This window comes from Mycobacterium sp. 1482292.6 (assembly GCF_001672995.1).
GTDB classification, from domain to species: Bacteria; Actinomycetota; Actinomycetes; order Mycobacteriales; family Mycobacteriaceae; genus Mycobacterium; species Mycobacterium europaeum_A.
Genome location: NZ_LZKV01000135.1, coordinates 26,141 through 45,860, shown reverse-complemented (window position 1 = coordinate 45,860; position 19,720 = coordinate 26,141). Strand labels below are relative to the sequence as shown.

16 protein-coding genes are annotated in these 19,720 nt (G+C 66.8%); 5 read left to right on the top strand and 11 right to left on the bottom strand.

What is annotated here, in order from left to right:
- Positions 1-4: 4 nt before the first annotated feature.
- From A5624_RS14080 to A5624_RS14060, 5 genes are all read left to right on the top strand, one after another.
- Positions 5-1,741, top strand: a complete 1,737-nt coding sequence (locus tag A5624_RS14080; RefSeq protein ID WP_082990568.1) for an AMP-binding protein — start codon at positions 5-7, stop codon at positions 1,739-1,741.
- Between the two features lie 31 nt (positions 1,742-1,772).
- Positions 1,773-2,423: a GAP family protein gene (locus A5624_RS14075; protein ID WP_066867140.1), complete on the top strand. Its 651-nt coding sequence runs from the start codon at positions 1,773-1,775 to the stop codon at positions 2,421-2,423.
- Between the two features lie 69 nt (positions 2,424-2,492).
- On the top strand, positions 2,493-3,551 hold the full coding sequence (locus A5624_RS14070; RefSeq protein ID WP_066867138.1) for a dihydrodipicolinate reductase: 1,059 nt from the start codon (positions 2,493-2,495) through the stop codon (positions 3,549-3,551).
- A gap of 137 nt (positions 3,552-3,688) precedes the next feature.
- Positions 3,689-4,156 (top strand): MmpS family transport accessory protein, encoded by a 468-nt coding sequence (locus A5624_RS14065; RefSeq protein ID WP_197498087.1) that lies wholly within the window; start codon positions 3,689-3,691, stop codon positions 4,154-4,156.
- Positions 4,153-7,053 carry an RND family transporter gene (locus A5624_RS14060; protein WP_066867113.1) on the top strand — a complete coding sequence of 967 codons (2,901 nt, stop codon included), beginning with the start codon at positions 4,153-4,155 and terminating at the stop codon, positions 7,051-7,053. The genes A5624_RS14065 and A5624_RS14060 overlap by 4 nt, the downstream gene beginning before the upstream one ends.
- Positions 7,054-7,073: 20 nt before the next feature.
- On the opposite strand, the gene A5624_RS14055 is transcribed toward A5624_RS14060, so the two are convergent.
- The 11 genes from A5624_RS14055 to A5624_RS14005 all read right to left on the bottom strand — a co-directional run bounded on the left by A5624_RS14055 (position 7,074) and on the right by A5624_RS14005 (position 19,604).
- On the bottom strand, positions 7,074-7,907 hold the full coding sequence (locus A5624_RS14055) for a DegV family protein (protein WP_066867111.1): 834 nt from the start codon (positions 7,905-7,907) through the stop codon (positions 7,074-7,076).
- Between the two features lie 5 nt (positions 7,908-7,912).
- Positions 7,913-8,737 (bottom strand): diglucosylglycerate octanoyltransferase, encoded by an 825-nt coding sequence (octT, locus tag A5624_RS14050; protein WP_066867109.1) that lies wholly within the window; start codon positions 8,735-8,737, stop codon positions 7,913-7,915.
- Positions 8,727-9,401, bottom strand: a complete 675-nt coding sequence (gene gpgP / locus A5624_RS14045) for a glucosyl-3-phosphoglycerate phosphatase (protein WP_066867107.1) — start codon at positions 9,399-9,401, stop codon at positions 8,727-8,729. Before gpgP ends, octT begins: the two co-directional genes overlap by 11 nt.
- On the bottom strand, positions 9,398-9,793 hold the full coding sequence (gene rsfS, locus A5624_RS14040) for a ribosome silencing factor (RefSeq protein WP_066867105.1): 396 nt from the start codon (positions 9,791-9,793) through the stop codon (positions 9,398-9,400). Before rsfS ends, gpgP begins: the two co-directional genes overlap by 4 nt.
- Entirely contained in the window at positions 9,790-10,458 is a 669-nt protein-coding gene (gene nadD, locus A5624_RS14035; RefSeq protein WP_082972548.1) for a nicotinate-nucleotide adenylyltransferase, read from the bottom strand. Before nadD ends, rsfS begins: the two co-directional genes overlap by 4 nt.
- 67 nt (positions 10,459-10,525) lie before the next feature.
- Complete coding sequence (locus tag A5624_RS14030) at positions 10,526-11,953, bottom strand: amidase family protein (protein WP_197518963.1); 1,428 nt, start codon at positions 11,951-11,953, stop codon at positions 10,526-10,528.
- Between the two features lie 268 nt (positions 11,954-12,221).
- Positions 12,222-13,670: a VWA domain-containing protein gene (locus tag A5624_RS14025; protein ID WP_066867099.1), complete on the bottom strand. Its 1,449-nt coding sequence runs from the start codon at positions 13,668-13,670 to the stop codon at positions 12,222-12,224.
- Positions 13,671-13,680: 10 nt separating this feature from the next.
- Entirely contained in the window at positions 13,681-14,556 is an 876-nt protein-coding gene (locus A5624_RS14020; RefSeq protein WP_066867097.1) for a MoxR family ATPase, read from the bottom strand.
- 37 nt (positions 14,557-14,593) lie between these two features.
- Positions 14,594-15,853, bottom strand: coding sequence for a glutamate-5-semialdehyde dehydrogenase (locus tag A5624_RS14015; RefSeq protein ID WP_066867095.1), 1,260 nt, complete (start codon positions 15,851-15,853; stop codon positions 14,594-14,596).
- Positions 15,854-16,008: 155 nt separating this feature from the next.
- Positions 16,009-17,412, bottom strand: a complete 1,404-nt coding sequence (locus tag A5624_RS14010; protein ID WP_066867092.1) for a mechanosensitive ion channel family protein — start codon at positions 17,410-17,412, stop codon at positions 16,009-16,011.
- Positions 17,412-19,604, bottom strand: a complete 2,193-nt coding sequence (locus tag A5624_RS14005) for an adenylate/guanylate cyclase domain-containing protein (protein WP_066867090.1) — start codon at positions 19,602-19,604, stop codon at positions 17,412-17,414. Before A5624_RS14005 ends, A5624_RS14010 begins: the two co-directional genes overlap by 1 nt.
- Between the last annotated feature and the right edge of the window lie 116 nt (positions 19,605-19,720).

Genomic DNA, 19,720 nt, shown 5'->3' with positions numbered 1-19,720 from the left:
CGCCATGTCTGGATCATCGATTCTTGCCATGCTGCACGGGCGTGCCAGCCTGCGGCCCAACGACGTGGCGTACACGTTCACCGATTACTCCGACGACGCCGACGGCGTTGCGCAGAGCCTCACGTGGTCGCAATTATCCCGCCGGACCTTCAACGTGGCGGGCGAGCTCGGCCAGCACGGTTCGGTCGGTGACAGGGCGGTAATCCTGGCGCCGCAGGGCCTCGACTACATCGCGGCGTTCCTGGGATCGATGCAGGCCGGGCTCATCGCGGTTCCGCTTCCGCTGCCGCATCGCGGCTCGAGCGACGAGCGGGTCAGCGCCGTCCTCGCCGATACGTCACCGTCGATCGTGCTCACCACGTCCGCGGTCGCCGAAGATGTCGCCGAGTACGTCGATCGGGCGCGCATGGATGATGTCCCGAAGATCGTCGAAATTGATTCGATGAATCTGGACGCCGATCGCCAAACCGCCGTTCCGGCAACCGTTTTGCCCGACGTCGCGTATCTGCAATACAGCTCGGGTTCGACCCGAACCCCGACCGGTGTGATGATTTCGCACCACAACCTGCAGGTGAATTTCGAGCAGCTGATGCGCAGCTTCTTCGCCGACTCCCGCAGAAAAGCCCCGTCGGACACCACGATCGTCTCGTGGCTGCCCTTCTACCACGACATGGGTTTGGTGCTGGGCGTGTGCGCGCCGATCCTGGGCGGCTGGCGCGGTGACCTGATGAGTCCCGTCGCGTTCTTGGAGCGGCCGGCAAGATGGGTGCGATCCCTGGCCGCGAACACGTCTTCGTGGTCGGCCGCCCCCAACTTCGCCTTCGACCTGGCGGCCCGCAAGACCAGCGACCGTGACCTGGCCGGACTCGACCTCGGCGGCGTGCTGGGCATCATCAGCGGCGCCGAACGCGTCGAGCCGGCCACCCTGAGCCGCTTCGTCGATCGGTTCGCGCACTTCAACTTTCGGGACGACATGATGCGTCCGTCCTACGGCTTGGCGGAGGCAACCGTCTTCGTGGCCAGTGGCACCTGGAGTGACGAGGCGACGGTTCACTTCGATATCGACGAGCTGTCCGCGGGCCGCGCAAAGCCGTGCGCGGCAGGCGCCGGCTCGTCGCTGGTGAAATACGAACCGCCGCAATCCCCGGCACTGCGAATCGTCGACGGCGACACCGACCGCGAGTGCCCGCCGGGGGTGGTCGGCGAGATCTGGGTGCGCGGCGCCAACGTGGCCGAGGGGTACTGGCGCAAGCCGCCGGCAGAACAGCGCTGCTTCGGCGCGACGCTCGTCGACCCGTCGCCGGGTACGCCGGACGGGCCATGGCTGAAGACCGGTGACCTGGGTTTCATCCACGAGGGTGGGCTGTTCATCGTCGGCCGCATCAAGGACCTGCTGATCATCCGGGGACGAAATCACCATCCCGAGGACATCGAGGCGACGGTCCAGGAGATCACCGGCGGTCGGGTCGCGGCGATATCGGTTCCGGTGAACAGCACCGAGAAGCTCGTCACCGTCATCGAGTACAAGAAGCGAGGCGACTCCACCGAGGCGGCCATGCACTCGCTAACCTCCGTCAAACGCGACGTCACCTCGGCGATTTCCAATGCGCACGGCGTGAATGTGGGAGACCTCGTGCTGGTGCCGCCCGGCTCGATTCCCACCACCACCAGCGGCAAGATCCGGCGCGCCGCCTGCGTCGAGCAGTACCGCCGGCAGCAATTCGCCCGGTTGGACGCCTGAGCCGGGGCTACGGGCGCGCTACACGATGCCGATGGTGGTGACCGTCCTGGTGATGGCGCTGGCCGTCAGCGTCGAACCGTTCCGAGTCGGAATGACCGTGGTCATGCTGAACAGGCCCAGACCGGCGCTGCAACTGCTTGCGTTCCTGTCCGGCGGTTTCGCCATGGGAACGGCGGTGGGGCTGGTTGTCTTGTTCGCCTTCCGACGCGCCATGCTGGGCTCGAACTACTTCGCGTTGCCCAAGGTGCAGATTGTGGTCGGCCTGCTGGCGCTGACGGTCGCGGCGGTCGTGGCCACGAATCTCCCCGCGCGGTTGGGTGCGCGGCCGACGGGATTGGCCTCGCCGGTCCAACGTTTGCTTAGCCGGCATTCGCTGGCGGTCGCCGGCATCGCCGGCCTCGGCATCGCATTGCCGTCGGTCGACTACCTTGCCGCGCTGGCCGTCATTCTGGCCTCCGGGGCGACGGCCCTGACGCAGGTCGCGGTGCTGTTGATGTTCAACGCCGTGGCCTTCGCCCTGATCGAGATTCCGCTGCTGGCCCACCTGCTGGCGCCCGAGGCGACCGCCACGCGGGTGGCGGCGCTGCATGAATGGATTCGCTCGCGCCGGCGCGTCGACGTTGCGCTCCTGCTGGCCGCGGCCGGTTGCGCTTTCCTCGCGGTCGGCGCGGCCGGCCTTTGACCCTTCGTCAACCGACGCGTCACCGCTGAGAAGATAATGAGTCCAATCCGCACCGGCAAAGGAGCCGCGATGAGCAAGGCAAGCACCGACCGTCCGCTACGCGTGATCCAGTGGACGACCGGCAACATCGGTCGGCGTTCGCTGCACGCCATCATCGGGCGACCCGACCTGGAACTGGCCGGCGTGTACGCACACGGCGCCGACAAGGTCGGCGTCGACGCCGCCGACCTGGCGGGCTGGCCGGAGCCGACTGGGGTGCGGGCGACCAACGACATCGATGCGCTGCTGGCCCTGGGCGCCGACGCGTGTTGCTATAACCCGTTGTGGCCCAACATCGATGAGCTGGTGCGGCTGCTGGAATCCGGAGTCAACGTGTGCACCAGCGCCGCGTGGATCACCGGCGGGAAGCAGACACCGCAGGACCGCAAACGCATCGAAGATGCTTGCCGGAAAGGCAATTCGACAATCTTCGGCAGCGGTGCGCACCCTGGCATGACGAACATGGTGGGCATGGTGCTGTCCGCATCGTGTGAGCGCGTCGACGAGATCCGGATCACCGAGTCGGTGGACTGCTCGACCTACGAATCGGCGGAAACCCAGACGGCCATGGGCTTTTCGCAGGATCCGGATACCCCCGGGCTGGCCGAGAACGTCCGGCGCGAAAGCGAGGTCTTCGCGGAGTCGGCCGCGATGATGGCCGACGCGATCGGGGCGAAGCTGGACAAGATGACCTTCGACGTCACCTTCACCGCGGCCACCGACGACTCCGATCTGGGCTTCATGAAGATCCCCGCCGGAACGGTCGGCAGCGTCTACGGCTACCACCGCGGCTGGGTCGGTGACCGCAACGTCGTCAGCGTCGGGTTCAACTGGACCATGGGCAGTCACGTCGTCCCGCCCAAGCCCCTGGAGCACGGGCACGTCATTCAGGTGTTCGGGCTGCCCAACATGCGAACCGTGTTGCACTGCCTGCCGCCCAAAGACTGGACAGAGCCCGGATTCATGGGGCTGGGAATGATCTACACCGCGATGCCGGTTACCAATGCCGTCCCGGCGGTGGTGGCCGCCGAGCCGGGAATCGTGACGCTGGCGGATTTGCCGCCGGTCACCGGTCGGCTCGCGCACTAGCGTATGCCGTACGCCACAGGTGGTGGCCCCAGGAGGAACGCTTGCGTGCACTAAGGTTAATATCCCCAACTGAGCAAATGTTCCGTTGACAGTGGTGTCGTCGGCGACGGTTGGTGAGCTTTGCGGAAGGCGGTCAGGTGGTGGCTAGTCCAGACTCGGGTACCCGCCCCGGCCTTCTCAGCCGCGTATTGAGACGAGCGTGGATCCCGCTGGTGCTGGTGGTCGTTCTGTCACTGTCGGCGCTCATCGTGTCGCGACTGCACAAGATCTTCGGCTCGGAAGATCTCAACGCAAACGCCGGCAAGGGGATCGAAATCGTGCAGTTCAACCCGAAGGTCGTCGTCTACGAAATCTCCGGTGCCCCGGGCACCACGGCGAACATCAACTACTGGGACGAGAACGCCAACACGCATCAGGTCAACAACGCCGCCCTGCCCTGGTCGACCACCATCTCGACCACGCTGCCCTCGGTGAGCGCAAACATCATGGCGCAGAGCGACGGCAGCACGATCAGCTGCAAAATCACCGTGGACGGCATTGTCCGGGACAACCAGAATTCCGCCGGCCATAACGCCCAGACCTTCTGCCTGGTGAAGTCCGCATGAGCGACGTGCACAATCAGACCGAGCGCGACCTGAACGCCGCCGACACCGGCCCGATCGGCACCCGGGGGTTGTCGAAGGCCGAGCGCGGCCATCGGCCCTACCTCCCCCACGCAATCCGCATCTTCGCGATACCGATCATCATCGGGTGGGTCGCGATCACCGTGTTGGTGAACGTCATCGTGCCCACGCTGGAGAAAGTCGGCGAGGCGCACTCGGCGCCGATGACACCGCTCGACGCGCCGTCGATGAAGGCGATGATGCGCCTGGGCCACAACTTTCACGAGTTCGACTCCAACAGCACCGTCATGATCGTGCTGGAGGGTCAGCATCCGCTGGGCCCCGACGCGCACCAGTATTACGACAAGCTGATCCGGCAACTTCGCCAGGATCCCAAGCACATTCAGCACATTCAGGACTTTTGGGGCGACCGGCTGACGGCCGCGGGCGCGCAGAGCGCCGACGCCAAGAGCGCCTATGTGCAGGTGAACCTCGCCGGTAACCAGGGCACGACGCTGGCCAACGAGTCGGTGGACGCGGTTCGCAAGGTGATCGACGAGAACAGGGCGCCGCCCGGTGTGAAGGCCTATGTCACCGGTCCCGCTGCGCTGTCCGACGACATGCACATCATCGGTAACGCCAGCCTGGCCAAGATCACGCTGTTCACCCTTGGTGCCATCGCGATCATGTTGCTGCTGGTCTACCGGTCCATCGTCACCACGCTCGTGCAGCTGTTCATGACCTTTGTCGCGCTGGCCTGTTCGCGCGGGGTGGTCGCGGTTCTGGCGTATCACAACGCATTCGGGCTCACCACCTTCGCGGCCAACATCCTCACCATGCTGGCCATCGCCGCGGGAACGGACTACGGCATCTTCCTCGTCGGCCGCTACCAGGAGGCGCTGGCCGCCGGCGAGGATCGAGAAGAGGCGTACTACACCACATTCAAGGGCGTCGCCCCGGTGGTGTTGGGTTCGGGCCTGACAATCGCGGGCGCGACCTATTGCCTGAGCTTTTCGCGGCTGCCGTGGTTCAACACCATGGGCGCGCCCGTGGCGATCGGCATGCTGGTCGTGGTGCTCGCCGGTATCACGCTGGGCCCCGCGGTGGTTTTTGTCGGCAGCCGCTTCCACCTGTTCGAAAGGCAGGCCAAGCGTGGTCGGCTGTGGCGCCGGGTGGGCACCGCCGTGGTGCGTTGGCCCGCACCGGTTTTGGCCGTCAGCGCGGCCATCGTGCTGGTCGGCATGATCGCCCTGCCGAGCTTCCACACCAGCTACAACGACCGCCACTACCTGCCGCTGTCAGCCCCGTCCAATCAGGGGCAAGAGGCCGCGAATCGGCATTTCTCCGAAGCGCGGATGAACCCCGACCTGTTGATGGTCGAGTCCGACCATGACATGCGCAACCCGGCCGACATGCTGGTATTGGACCGGGTGGCCAAGAACGAGATGCGCACGCTGGGCATCGCCATGGTCCAGGACATCACCCGGCCGCTGGGCATTCCGATCCAGCACAGCTCGATCCCGTTCCAGAACAGCGTCCAAAGCCAGACGACGATGCAGAACATGAGCTTTCTCAAGGAGCGCATGAACGACATCCTCAAGATGGCCGATGATCTGCAAACCCAGATCGACACCACGCAGCGCCAATACGAGGTGTCGCTGGATCTGGCCAACGCCGCCGACGACAGCGCGAAGACCACGGCGGTGACGTCGCAGATCACCGACACCCTGCGCGACCACATCGCCGACTTCGACGACACCTTCCGCCCGGTCCGCACGTACTTCTACTGGGAGAAGCACTGCTACGACATCCCGCTGTGCTACGGGCTGCGGTCCCTGTTCGACACTTTGGATGGCTTCGATCAGCTCGCGGAGCAGTTCCATTACCTCACGGGCGACATCCAGCACACCGCCAAAGCAACCCATGATCTGAATGCGTTGTTCCCCACGCTGATCACCACGCTGAAGACCACCCGGGGCATCACGCTGACGCTCTACCAGACGTTCAAGGCGATGATCAATCAGATGGAGGCGATGAGCAATACCGCCATCGTGATGGGGCAGAGCTTCGACGCGTCGAAGAACGACGACTTCTTCTACCTGCCGCCGGAAGCCTTCGACAACCCCGATTTCCAGACGGGTCTTCGGATGTTCTTGTCACCGGACGGTAAGTCGGCGCGGTTCTTCATCACCCATCAGGGCGATCCGATGTCGCCGGAGGGTATCGCGCGGGTCGATGCCGAACGCACCGCCGCGCAGGAGGGGCTGAAGCAATCCTCGCTCTCGGATGCCCGGGTGTATCTCGGCGGAACCGCCGCGACGTTCAAGGACATGGCAGACGGCGAGAAATACGACCTGATGATCGCCGTGGTGTCGGCCCTCACGCTGATCTTCATGATCATGCTGCTGCTGACCCGCAGCGTGGTGGCCGCACTGGTGATCGTCGGCACCGCGGCCAGCTCGATCGCGGCGTCTTTCGGTCTGTCCGTGCTGATTTGGCAGGACCTATTCGGCATCAGGATCCACTGGATCGTGATGGCGCTGTCGGTCATCATCCTGCTGGCCGTGGGATCCGACTACAACCTGCTGCTCGTTTCCCGGTTCCGCGAAGAGATCCATCGCGGGCTCAAGACCGGGATCATCCGGTCGATGGCCGGTACCGGCGGTGTGGTGACGGCGGCGGGTCTGGTGTTCGCCTTCACCATGGCGTCCATGTTGGGCAGCGATCTGCGGGTGCTCGGTCAGTTCGGGTCGACCGTGTGCATCGGTCTGCTGCTCGACACGCTGGTGGTGCGCACGCTGCTGATGCCCTCGATCGCCACCCTGCTCGGACGGTGGTTCTGGTGGCCGCAGGTGGTGCACCCCCGTGGGGATAACGCACGACGGCCGGTGAGCGCCTGATTCGTTAGTGGCGCTCGTAACTACTCCGGCGGCAGCGCCACGGTGACCGCGACCGCGCCCGCACCGACATGCAGCGCGAGCACCGGTCCCAGCTCGGTGATGATCGCCGGTTCGCACGCCGGCAGCCGCTCGCCCAGCGCTGAGGCCACCTCCCGGGCGCCATCCGGGTTGTCGACGTGATGCACCGCCAGGGCGGCGGCATCGTTGCCGACGACCTGGCAGACCCGGTCGATCATTGCCTCGGTGGCATGGCTGACGGTGCGGACCCGTTGGGCCAGAACGAGTTTGCCGTCATCGATACGCAACAGCGGCTTGAGCGCCAGCGCGGTGCCCAGCCACGCCTTCGCCCCGCCGATGCGTCCGCTGCGGCGCAGGTTGTCCAGGCGGTGCACCACGATGAAGGCATGCCCGCGGTCCACGGCCGCGTGCGCGGCGTCCGCGACGGCGTCGAGGCTTGCGCCGTCGGCCGCCGCCCGCGCCGCGGCCAGCGCGACGAAGCCGGTGCCCATCGCGGCCGACTTCGAGTCGACGACCCGCACGTTCGGGTCCAGGTCGGCCGCGGTGCGTTCGGCGGCCCGGCACGTTCCCGACAGCGCCGACGAAATGTGTACGGCCACAACGCCGTCGGCGCCGCTGTCGGCCAGCGCCTGCTGATAGGCGTCGGCGAGTTCGGCCGGGGTGGCCGCCGCGGTGGTGGCCGCCAGTTTGTAGATGTCATCGGGAACGTCGTCCACACCGTCACGCAGATCCGCGCCGTCGAGCAAGATGTGCAGCGGCACGACCCGGATTCCCCACTTTTCGAGCAGGTCGGCCGGCAGCCGTGCCGACGAGTCGGTCACCACCATGACGGTCACCAGCGCTACCCGCGGGGCTTCTCGTTGGGCACGCCGGCCTGATTGCGCGGCGCCTCCTCATCGCGCTGCGCGTCCCCCGCAAGCGGGAGGTGCCCCCGCTGCATCGTTGCCACGCCGGCCTCGGCGAGCGCCTTGAGCATCAACTCCGCGACCGCCTGGTGGGCTTCGAAGTTCCAGTGAATCCCGTCCGGGTTTCCCCGACCGCTCATCACCTGTTCGGCGACAGCGGCTTTCAGATCGACCAGGGGCACGTTGTGGTTTTGCGCCCATTCGGTGATGGCGGCCGCCGTGCCCGCGCGGCCGTGGTGGGCCCGGCCGTAGGTGTCGGCGATGTGCACCGACGGCAGCGACGCCACGATCGGAATACCGGGCCGGTTGAAATCGATTGCGCCACGGGTCTGTTCGAGGTAGTCCGCACTCAGGTGTGGTGGCAGCGCCGATCTGGCCACCGGCGAGAGCCTGGGCTGCAGCCAGCCATAGCCGTCGCGGACCCAGCGCCGCAGCCACGGCGGCCGCACATAGCGGATCAGCTCGCGCAGCGCGGTGGGCAACACCGACGGCAGCGAATCCATGCCGCCGGTCGCGAAGATGACCGCGCCCGCCCTCGGTAGCGCCGCCCACGCCCGCGGGTCCTGGGTCGCCGCCCACCAGATGTCGCGGCACGTCCACCCGATGCGGCCGATCAGCTCGACGTCCCAACCCAGCTGCGCAGCAACGATATTCGGCCAGATCCGGGGATCGTCGGCGGGCAGCCCTCCCGTCGGGCCGTAATAGGCCAGGGAGTCGGCGAATATCAGCAGGGTGGGCTTCGGCGGCCGCTCAGAGGACATCGTTGGACACCTGCGCCGAAGCGTTCCACACATCCAGACGCCAACGGATGCTGTCGAATTCGTCGGCCGGATCGTCGTTGTGGCCGGACAGCTGCACCCAGCTGGCATTGCCCATGCCACCCAGGATCGGCCAATTGGCGACGGGAAGCTTCAACAGCGCGGCCGACAAAGCGGCGATCAGCCCGCCGTGGGCCACCAGCACCACCGGGCGATCGGGCCCGTCGGGCTCGCCCCACTCCGGCTCGCCGGTCACCAGTTCGGCAACCAACGGCACGCTGCGAGCGGCGACGTCGACCCTGCTCTCACCGCCGTGCGGTGCCCAGGTGGCGTCTTCGCGCCAGGCCAGCCGGGCGCCGGGGGCCTGTTCGTCGACCTCGGTGTGCGTCATTCCCTGCCAGTCGCCGAGATGGGTTTCCCGCAATCGCTGGTCGACCCGGATCGGCAGGCCGGTCAGCTCCCCCAACCTGACCGCCGTGTCGTAGGCGCGATGCAGATCCGACGACACGATGAGCAACGGCTGCAGTTTGCCCAGCACCTCGGCGGCCGCGACGGCCTGGGCCCGGCCGAGTTCGCTGAGTTCGGAATCCAGCTGACCCTGCATCCGGCTGCCGGCGTTGAACTCGGTTTGCCCGTGCCGCAACATGATCAGACGACGGACCCTCATGACGCACCCGACTCATCGGAGTTGGCGCGGCCCTCATCGAGGTCTACCGGCACCACCGGGCAGTCACTCCACAGCCGGTCGAGGGCATAGAAGTCGCGGTCCTCCTGGTGCTGAATGTGGACGACGATGTCGCGGTAGTCCAGCAGCGTCCAGCGGCCTTCCCTGGTTCCCTCGCGACGCGCCGGCTTGTAACCGGCCTTGCGCATCTTCTCCTCGACCTCGTCGACGATGGCGTTGACCTGTCGCTCGTTGGAGGCCGAGGCGATCACGAAGCAGTCCGTGATGGCCAACTGCGCGGAGACGTCGATGACGATGACATCGTCGGCAAGCTTCGACGCGGCGGCACCGGCGGCCACCGTGGCCATGTCGATGGCCTCCTGGGTGGCGCTCATGGGTGATCCCCTGCGCTCAGGCGTGTTTCGCTGGCCGGCACCGGCGGCACGACGTCGTCGCGGTAGAGCCGGCGCTTGGAGACGTACTGCACGACGCCGTCGGGCATCAGGTACCACAGCGGGCGGCGCTGCGCCGCGCGGCGGCGGCAATCGGTCGAGGAGATGGCCAGCGCCGGGATCTCGACGAGGGTCAGCGCGTCGTCGGGCAGCTCACCGAGCACGCCGGTGACGTGTTCGCGGCGCAGCTCGTAACCGGGCCGGCTGACCCCGATGAAGCGGGCCAGCTCGAACGCCGTCTCCCAGCCCTGCCACGACAGAATGGAGGCCAGCGCGTCGGCCCCGGTGATGAAGTACAGCTCGGAGTCCGGGTTGAGAGCGTGCAGGTCGCGCAAAGTGTCCTTGGTGTAGGTGGGGCCGGCGCGGTCGATGTCGACCCGGCTGACCGTGAAACGGGGATTGGACGCCGTGGCGATCACCGTCATCAGGTACCGGTCCTCGGCGGCCGAGACGTGCCGGTCCTTCTGCCAGGGCTGGCCGCTGGGCACGAACACCACTTGGTCGAGGTCGAACAGGTCGGCGACCTCACTGGCGGCAACCAGGTGGCCGTAATGGATGGGGTCGAACGTCCCACCCATCACCCCTAACCTGCGAAGCTGCTTTTGCACGATTTGCCAGCTTACTTGAGCCGGTGTTACGGCCCGATTTCCCTGGTCGGGCGGCGGCGCTGCGACCCTATCCCGGCATCGGGTCGATCGGTGAGACTGGTGTACCCACAGCTTCGATCGCTTCTCCGGCGGCCAGACACAGGTCCTCGCGGTAGCGGCCCGCAACGATCTGCACGCCGACCGGCGTGCTGCCGAGCAGACCGGTCGACACGGTCAGTGCCGGCAGCCCGAGGTAGGGCAAACCGAGCTGGGTGAGCTGTGCGGCCCATACCCGCGCGAAGGCGGCGTCGCCTTGCATATCGAGATGGTTCGCGAAGGGCAGCTCGGCGCTGACCGGTATCACCAGGACAGAGTAATTCTCGAACAGCGTCAGCCAGTCACGCAGAAGTGTGGCTCGGCGACTCAGCGACTTGGAGAACGCGGTCAGGTCGAAAGCGACGGCTTGCTCGCGCAGACGCGCCAGCACATTCAACGCGCCCGGGTCGCCCTCCCGTTGGGCGGCCGCAAGCTTGTCGTCGTACCCGTCAAGGAACGCGAGTTTGGTTTGCGCATCGGCTGCTTCGGCGAGTGGCGGGGTGGTGGCCAGCTCGTCCACGTCCCACGCCGCGGCGTTGAGCCGCTCGGCCGCGTCGCGGACCGCTTGCGCCACTTCAGGTCTGGTGCCAAGCCCGTCCGGCGCCACGCAGAAAGCCGCTCGCCTGGCCACAGGGGGCGGACCTGACAGGGGCGCGGGCACCCACCACGGGTCGCGGGCGTCTCGAGCCGCCATCGCCGCGAATGCCAGCCGGAGGTCGGCGACGCTGCGCGCTAACGGGCCTGAAACTCGCCCGAGCTGGGCGCCGATGGTCGGTTCGGGGAGAGAGGCGTTGAACGCGGGGACGCGGCCAAGTGTCGGGCGCAACCCGTGTATCCCACACGCGTACGCCGGATAGCGGATCGAACCTGCGATGTCGGTTCCGTGGGCAATCGCGCCGATGCCCGCCGTGACTGCCGCGGCGGCCCCGCCCGACGAGCCACCAGGGGTTAGGTCCGCGTTCCGTGGGTTGCGGGTTTCCCCGTGCAATTGATTCGAGGTGAACCAACGGAGGCAGAATGCGGGCGCATTCGTCCGGCCGATGAGCACCGCACCGCTCTTCAGAAGATTGTCGACGACGGGGCTGTTGGTTTTGGCGGTGAGGTCACGCTGTAGCGTCACGCCGTCGGTGGTGGCGTAGCCGGCCTGGTCGACGTTGATCTTCACCGTTACCGGCACACCGGCCAGCGGTCCAACCTCATCGCCGCGGCGCAGCCGTTCGTCGATCATGGCTGCGGCGGCCAATGCCTCGTCGCGGTGATGATTAACCACCGCATTGATCGCACCGTTGACGTCATCGAGCCGATCCAAGGCCGCCTCAACGACCTCGCGCGCCGAGACTTCGCGCGATCGGACCAAGCTGGCGAGTTCGGTCGCGGGCAGTTGCCATAGCCGCACTGGCGAAACTCCTTTGTTCGTCACGGGTGCTGCACGTACGACTCGCCCTAATCGTCGCCGTTGCACTTGACGACTTGCAATGACGATTGGGCGGGCACACTTGCGAAGTCGGGGTCGATTTTGACGTCGGTTTCGTGGCTCGGCCTGATGACTAGGGTGCTTGAGATCGTGCGGGCGGTCGTGATCCGCGCCGCGGGCGCCCGGCAACGCACCGCGACCGGCGCCCGGGAAGATGAGCGCCCTCCGCCGCAGTGGAGCATATGGCCATGCGGCGAGCGCTTCGGTGCCGAGGCTATACGGGCAGCAGCTGGTCGATCACCGCGGCCAACTGCTTGGCGGACCGGCATTCGTGCATCGGGATGACCTCTTGATAGCGCGGCACCGCCGAGTCACCGCTGCCCCACAGGTGCCTGGGCTCGGGATTCAGCCAGTGCGCGTGCCGGCTGGCGGTCACCATGTGACTCAGCAGCTCGATCTCCGGATTGCGGTAATTGGTGCGGCCGTCGCCGAGCACCAGCAGCGAGGTGCGCGGTGAGAGCACATTCGGGAACGCCTGCACGAACGACGCGAAGGCGTTGCCGTAGTCGGAGTGGCCGTCGCGGCTGTAGACGCCGGATTCGCGGGTGATCCGCTGAATCGCCACCGCCAGATCGGCTTCCGGGCCGAACATGTGGGTCACCTCGTCGGTGGTGTCGATGAAGGCGAACACCCGTACACGTGAGAACTGTTGGCGCAGAGCGTGAACCAGCAACAGGGTGAAATGGCTGAAGCCGGCGACCGAACCGGACACGTCGCAGAGCACCACCAGTTCCGGGCGCGCCGGACGTGGCTTGGCCAGCACGACGTCGATCGGCACCCCGCCGGTGGACATCGACTTGCGCAGCGTCTTGCGCAGATCAATCGTCCCCGCCCGGCTGCGCCGCCGGCGCGCCGCCAGCCGGGTTGCCAACGTGCGGGCCAGCGGCGCCACCACCCGGCGCATCTGGCGCAGCTGCTCACCGGAGGCGCGCAAAAATTCCACGTTCTCGGAAAGCTGTGGGATGCCGTACATCTGGACGTGATCGCGGCCCAGCTGCTCCGCGGTGCGCCGTTTGGTCTCGGCGTCGACGAGCTTACGCAGCTGGCTGATGCGCTGCGCGGCAAGAGCTTTGGCGATTTCTTCCTGGCTGGGTGTGGGTTCGTCGCCGTACGAGGCGAGCAGTCCGGCCAGCAGCTTGCCCTCGAGTTCGTCGAGCGCCATCGCCTTGAGCGCCTGATACGACGAGAAAGACGGGCCGCGGCTGGAGCTGTATTTGCCGTAGGCCTCGACGATCCGGGCGATCATCGCGACCAGGCGCTCGTCCATGTCGGCGAGGTCGGGGTTCTCGGTCAGCAGATCGGCCAGCATCTGGCGCATCGCCTCGACATCGTCGGGCGGCAACGCGCCGTCGTCGCGCGAGTCGTCGGCCTCCTCCTCGGTGACCACCGCGCGTGCGCCCAGCGCCGCCGGGAACCACAGATCGAACATCGCGTCATAGGTCTCGCGGTGATCCGGGCGGCGCAGCACGGCGCACGCGAGGCCCTCGCGCAGCACCATGCGGTCGCCCAGGCCGAGCGTCGCCATCACCCGACCGGCGTCCACCGTCTCCGAGGGGCCGACCGAAATCCCCGCTCCGCGAAGGGCTTCCACAAATCCCACCAGGTGGCCCGGCAGCCCGTGCGGGGCGAGCGGCCGGGTGGGTCGGACACGGCGGGTGGCCATCGCAGACTTCCTAATTCAGCCGCAGTTCGCCGGTCGCGCGCTGCTGGTCGGATTGATGTTTGAGCACCACGCCCAGCGTGGCCGCCACGACGACGTCGTCGATGGTGTCCAGGCCCAGCGCGAGCAGCGTGCGGCCCCAGTCGATGGTCTCGGCGATCGACGGGACCTTCTTGAGCTGCATCCCGCGCAGCACGCCGATGATGCGCACCAGCTCCTCGGCCAGGTGCGCGGGCAGCTCGGGGACCCGCGACAGCAGGATGCGGCGTTCCAGGTCGGGACTGGGAAAGTCGATGTGCAAGAACAGGCATCGACGCTTGAGCGCCTCGGAGAGTTCGCGGGTGGCGTTGGAGGTGAGCACCACCAGCGGCGTCCGCTCGGCGGTGATGGTGCCCAGCTCGGGGACGGTCACCGCGAAGTCCGACAGCACCTCCAGCAGCAGGCCCTCGATCTCGATGTCGGCCTTGTCGGTCTCGTCGATGAGCAGCACTGTGGGCTCGGTGCGCCGGATGGCGGTCAGGAGCGGACGCTGCAGCAGAAACTCCTCGCTGAACACGTCGTCTTTAGTCTGGTCCCAGTCCCCCGACCCGGCCTGGATACGCAGGATCTGCTTGGCGTGGTTCCACTCGTAGAGCGCGCGGGCCTCGTCGACGCCCTCGTAGCACTGCAGGCGCACCAGGCCCGAGCCGGTGGCCTGCGCGATGGCGCGGGCCAACTCGGTCTTGCCCACGCCGGCCGGCCCTTCCACCAGCAACGGCTTGCCGAGCCGGTCGGCCAAGAACACTGCCGTCGCGGTGGCGGTGTCGGGCAGGTAGCCGGTCTCGGCCAACCGCCGCGAGACGTCGTCGATGTCGTCGAACAACGGCTTGGACCGGGCGGGCACACTCACAATCGGTTCTCCTAAAGCACTTGCTGCACGCGGGGCATCAGACCGGACGGGTCTGTCCGTCTCCCCACGCGATCCATTTGGTCGAGGTCAATTCGGGCAGCCCCATCGGACCGCGGGCATGCAGTTTCTGGGTGGAGATGCCGATTTCGGCACCGAAACCGAACTGCTCGCCGTCGGTGAAGGCGGTGGACGCGTTCACCATCACCGCGGCAGCGTCAACACCGTCGGTAAACTTTTGCGCCGCAGCCATATTGGTGGTCACGATGGCCTCGGTGTGTCCGGTGCCGTACTCGTTGATGTGCGCGATCGCGGCGTCGATGCCGTCGACCACCGCCACCGCGATGTCCATCGACAGGTACTCCCGGCGCAGGTCGTCCTCGTGCGCATCCTTGGAGAATCCGCCGTGCACCGTCACGCCGGCGTCTTGCAGGGCGTTCACCAGCCGGGGCAGCGCCTCTTCGGCGATCGCGACGTCGACCAGCAGCGTCTCGGCGGCGTTGCAGACGCTGGGCCGACGGGTCTTGGAATTCAGCAGGATTCGCTCTGCCACGTCCAGGTCGGCGCCGTCGTGCACGTACACGTGGCAGTTGCCGACGCCGGTCTCGATGGTGGGCACCTGCGCGTCGCGAACCACCGCGTTGATCAGGCTCGCGCCGCCGCGCGGAATCACTACGTCGACCAGGCCGCGCGCCTGGATCAAATGCGTCACAGTCGAGCGATCATCGGCCGAAAGTAGTTGCACCGCATCGGCGGGCAGGTCCTCGCTGACCAGCGAGGCGCGCAGCACCTGGACCAGCGCCTGGTTGGACCGGGCCGCCGACGAACTCCCGCGCAACAACACGGCGTTGCCGGACTTCAGCGCCAGACCGAAGGCATCGACGGTCACGTTGGGCCGGCCCTCGTAGATCATGCCGACGACCCCGAGCGGTACCCGCTGCTGACGCAGCTGCAGCCCGTTGGGCAACGTGTAGCCGCGCAACACCTCCCCGACCGGGTCCGGCAGCCCGGCGACCTGGCGCAGGCCGGCGGCGATGCCCTCAACGCGCTTGGAGTCCAATGCCAACCGGTCCAGCATCGCCGCGGGCGTCCCGGCGGCCCGGGCGGCCTCGAGGTCTTCGGCGTTGGCCGACAAAATCAACTCGGTGTGGGCGGTGATCGCGTCGGCCGCGGAGCTCAGCGCCTGGTCCTTGGCAACCGTCGGCAACAACGCCAGGACACGGGATGCGGCCCTGGCGCGGCGTGCGGCGTTGTGCACCTCCTGGCGCAAGTCAGGAAGCGATGGTGCTTGCAGACTCATTGAACCAGGGTATCCGGCGAAAAAAGCCAGGGTGAGGCGGCCCGTTACCCCGACGGTGGCGACCCGCATCGCCCGGCACCGCCGCGCTCGCGATCGCCACTACCACCGACGGTGGCGACCCGCATCGCCCGGCACCGCCGCGCTCGCGATCGCCACTACCCGACCCGCTCACCGCGCCGGGCGCTGCGCACCTTGCTGCGCCGCTCCTCGATGATGTTGCCAAAGTTCTGCAGCAGCAGGGGCGCCCGCGTCACCAGGTGTTCGATGTGTTCCCGGTCGATTTCCAGCGCCGTCACCTCTTCCAGCGCGTACGCACTGGCCAGATTCGGCTGCCGGGTCAGCGCCGTCAGCCCCAGGAACGACCCCTCGACCAGCGTGCTGATCGGCACCGTCGACCCGTCGTCGGCGGTCGCGGTCAGCTGCACCCGCCCGGCGACCAGGAACGTCATGGTCGTGGGCACCTGGCCGGCGTACTCCACCACCTCGTCGGCGCCGTACCGGACGATCCTCGCGGCGGACCGCAGCGATCGCTGCTCCTCGGCGCCGATCCGCAGCGCCGGCGCCACCACCGTGTGCAACGCATGCTCGACCCGTTCGATGGTGGAGAAGTCGTCGTCGGCGCCGTCGAGGTGCAGGTCCTCCCGTCGCGCGGCATACCAGGCCCAGCGCAAGAAGATCGCCTTGGCGGCGCCGGCGTCCGCCGGTGAATTCAACCCGATGGTCGTGCGGTACTCGCCCGCTCCCACCGGGACCGTCCGCGGCACGCTGCCGGCCTTGAGCTGAGGCAGCCCCTCAGCGATGCGCGACAGCAGCGCACACACCCGGTCCGGCGGGTCGACGGTGGAGAACGTGGTCGTCACCGCCAGCTTGTGGGTGCCGGGCGGGCGGCTCAGATTGGTGAACGCATTGCCGGCGAGCATCGCGTTCGGCATGACCCGAATCCCGCTGCCGGTATCGATGTGCACGGCGCGCCAGTTGACCTCGACCACCCGTCCGCGCGCGGTGCCGGTGTCCAGCCACTCGTCGATGCGGAAGGGCTGCTCGAACAGCATGAACAAGCCCGACACGATCTGGCCGACGGAGTTCTGCAACATCAGACCGATGACGACCGACGTGACGCCCAGCGCGGTGAAGATGCCGCCGATCCGCACACCCCAGATGTAGGACGACATCACCGCCAGGCCGACGCCGATCACCACCAACCGCGCGCAGTCCAGGAAGATGCCGGGTAGCCTTTTGCGCCAACTCTTTTCGGGCGCGCCTTCGAACATCGTGGCGTTGAGGCCGGACAGCACGAGGACGAGCACCAGCAGACCGAAAACCGTGGTGAGGACGCGCACCGGAACGTCGCCGGCGGGGACCTGGGAGGCCTGGACCAGCAGCAACAACAGCGCACCGAGCGGCAGCAGGTAGTTGCGCAGCAGGCTCACCTGCCTGGCGAGCGGACTGTTCCTGCGCAGCAGCGCGTCGTGCAGCTCGGTGAGCGCGATCAACCCGAGTGGCAACCCGACCGCGATGCCGATCGCCCAATAGAACCACGACGAGTTGAACAGGTTCATCAGCGCTCCTGCAACCGGTAGATGGCCTGGTCGGTACCGCCGACGGAGATCGTGCCGGCGGGGGTGAACTGCCGGACATCTCGCATCGCCTCGTACACCTGCGAGCTGACATAGATGCCCGGTTGCGGTGCGCCGCTGTGCATTTGATAGGCCAGGCTGACCGCGCCGCCCCACATGTCATAGACCAGGCTGGACCGGCCGACCAGCCCGCTGACCACGTTGCCCGTGTTGACGCCGACACGCAGCCCCAGCTGGTGTGCCGCCTGGCTGTTGAACCGATCGATGATGCGACCGATTTCCAGGGCGAAGTCGACGGCGCGGTGGATGCTGTCCAGCCGGGGCGTGACCACCCCGCAACTGGCCAGATATCCGTTGTGGAACGTCCGAATCCGTTCGACACCAAGGGCTTCGGCCGCCGAATCGAATTGCCGGAAGAGATCGTTGACGGTCGCGACCAATTCGTCTTCCGGCACGTCGCTGGAAATCTCGTCGAGGCCGACGATGTCGGCGTAGATGACGGCCACGTCCTGATGTTTCTGGGCGATGGTCTCCTCGCCCTCGCGATAGCGCCGCAGCACCGACTCGGGCATCAGCGCCAGCAACAGGCGGTCGTTTTCCCGGCGTTGCTCGTTGAGCAGCTCTTCCTTGATGGCCAGGTTGCGGCTCATTTCGTTGAAAGCCGCTGTGAGATCCCCGATTTCGTCGCGGCGCCGGACGGGGATATTGATCTCGTAGTCACCCGAGCTGATCTTGCGGGTGCCTTCCTCGAGACGCCGGACCGGTCGCACCGCGGCCTGCGCGACGAACATCGAGGCCACACAGATGGCGAAGATCATCGCGGCGACCGCCACCACTAGCGTCTTGCTGAACCTGCCGAGGCGGGCGAACGCATCGGAGTTGTCGCGCGTCGCCAGGATCGACCAGTGCAGGTCGGAATTGGGGATACTCAGCGGCGCATAGGCTTCCAGCTCCCTGTTGCCGGTGTAGTCGGTGGCGCTGACCACCCCCGTCTCGCCGCGCTGGGCCGCGCGCAGCCCGGCCGTGTCGACCGGCTGCACCAGGGTGGTGCTGCCCAGCCGGAGCGCTCGGTCCACCACATCGGGTGGCGTGCCGGCGTCGATCGCCTGGCGCCGATAGCCCTTCGGGTCCTCAATGAAATCCCGCGAATCGGAACGCATCAGGTCGTCGGGGCCCGCCAGATAGGTCTCGGTCGCCGGCCCCATTCCGGCGGCGTCCCAGCGTTTGTCGGCGGTCATGATCTTGTTGATCTTCGCGACCGGAACCGGCAGCGCCATCACGCCTTCGAATTTGCCGTTCATGCCGACCGGTGACACCACCCACGCCGTGGGGGTGTCCAGGTGCGGCTGGTACTGCTGAAAGTCGGTGATCCAGACGAAGTCGAGGTCGTTGGACGCCAAGGCCTTTTGGTATGCCTCCCGCAGCTTGGATTCGCGATAGGGGCCCGTGAGGATGTTGGTGCCCAGATCGGGCCCCTTCATCACGCTGTAGACGACATTTCCCTGCATGTCGAGCAGCAGCGCGTCCTGATAGTCGAATCGGGTCACGATGCCGCGCATGTAGAAGTCGAAGCGGGCGTTGGCCGCCGACCATGCGCTGCCGTCACCGGCGTCCTGGACGGGCAGGCCGTCGGGGCCCGGCCGGGGGGCGGCGGTGTAGTAAGCCTGAATGTATTTCTGCGCGTTGGAACTTGGCAGGACCGCCCTGATGTCAATGGTGTCCCCGGTGATCTGCTTGATCGGTTTGATCATGTCGTCGTCGTAATAGTTGACCAGCGACTGTTGTTGCACGGGCGTGATCGTGGCGTTGCCCAGCTGACCGAATCCGGTGGTCAGCGTCGTCATCGCCTCGTTGACGCTGAAGCCGCCGCTGTAGACGATCAGCGAATTCGAGACCTCCCGGAACAGCGCCTGTACGGCCCGCTTCTGCGACTCGCGCAACTCGATCAACCGTTCCGATTCGACTTGGCGCAACGCGTTACGGCCGGACACGGCGCCGATGAGGCCGATCACCGCCACACCCAAAATGCTCGACAGCAGCATCGTGATCAAGATCTTGGACTGGATACCGAACCGGAAGCGGGCCAGGGCGCGCTGCCGCACGCGCTTTGCGGCCGGTTGGGCCGGACCGGTATCGGTATGGGGTTCGGCGTCCGTCAGCTCGCTCGTGGTCAATCGCCTGCCCTTTTCTCGTTCGATCCTGCACCCCTAACGCAGCAGAATATCGCGCGGACATCGAGATATTCGGCGTTTGCCAGGACGCGATTCGGCGTCGAAAGCGCCGGTCGCCC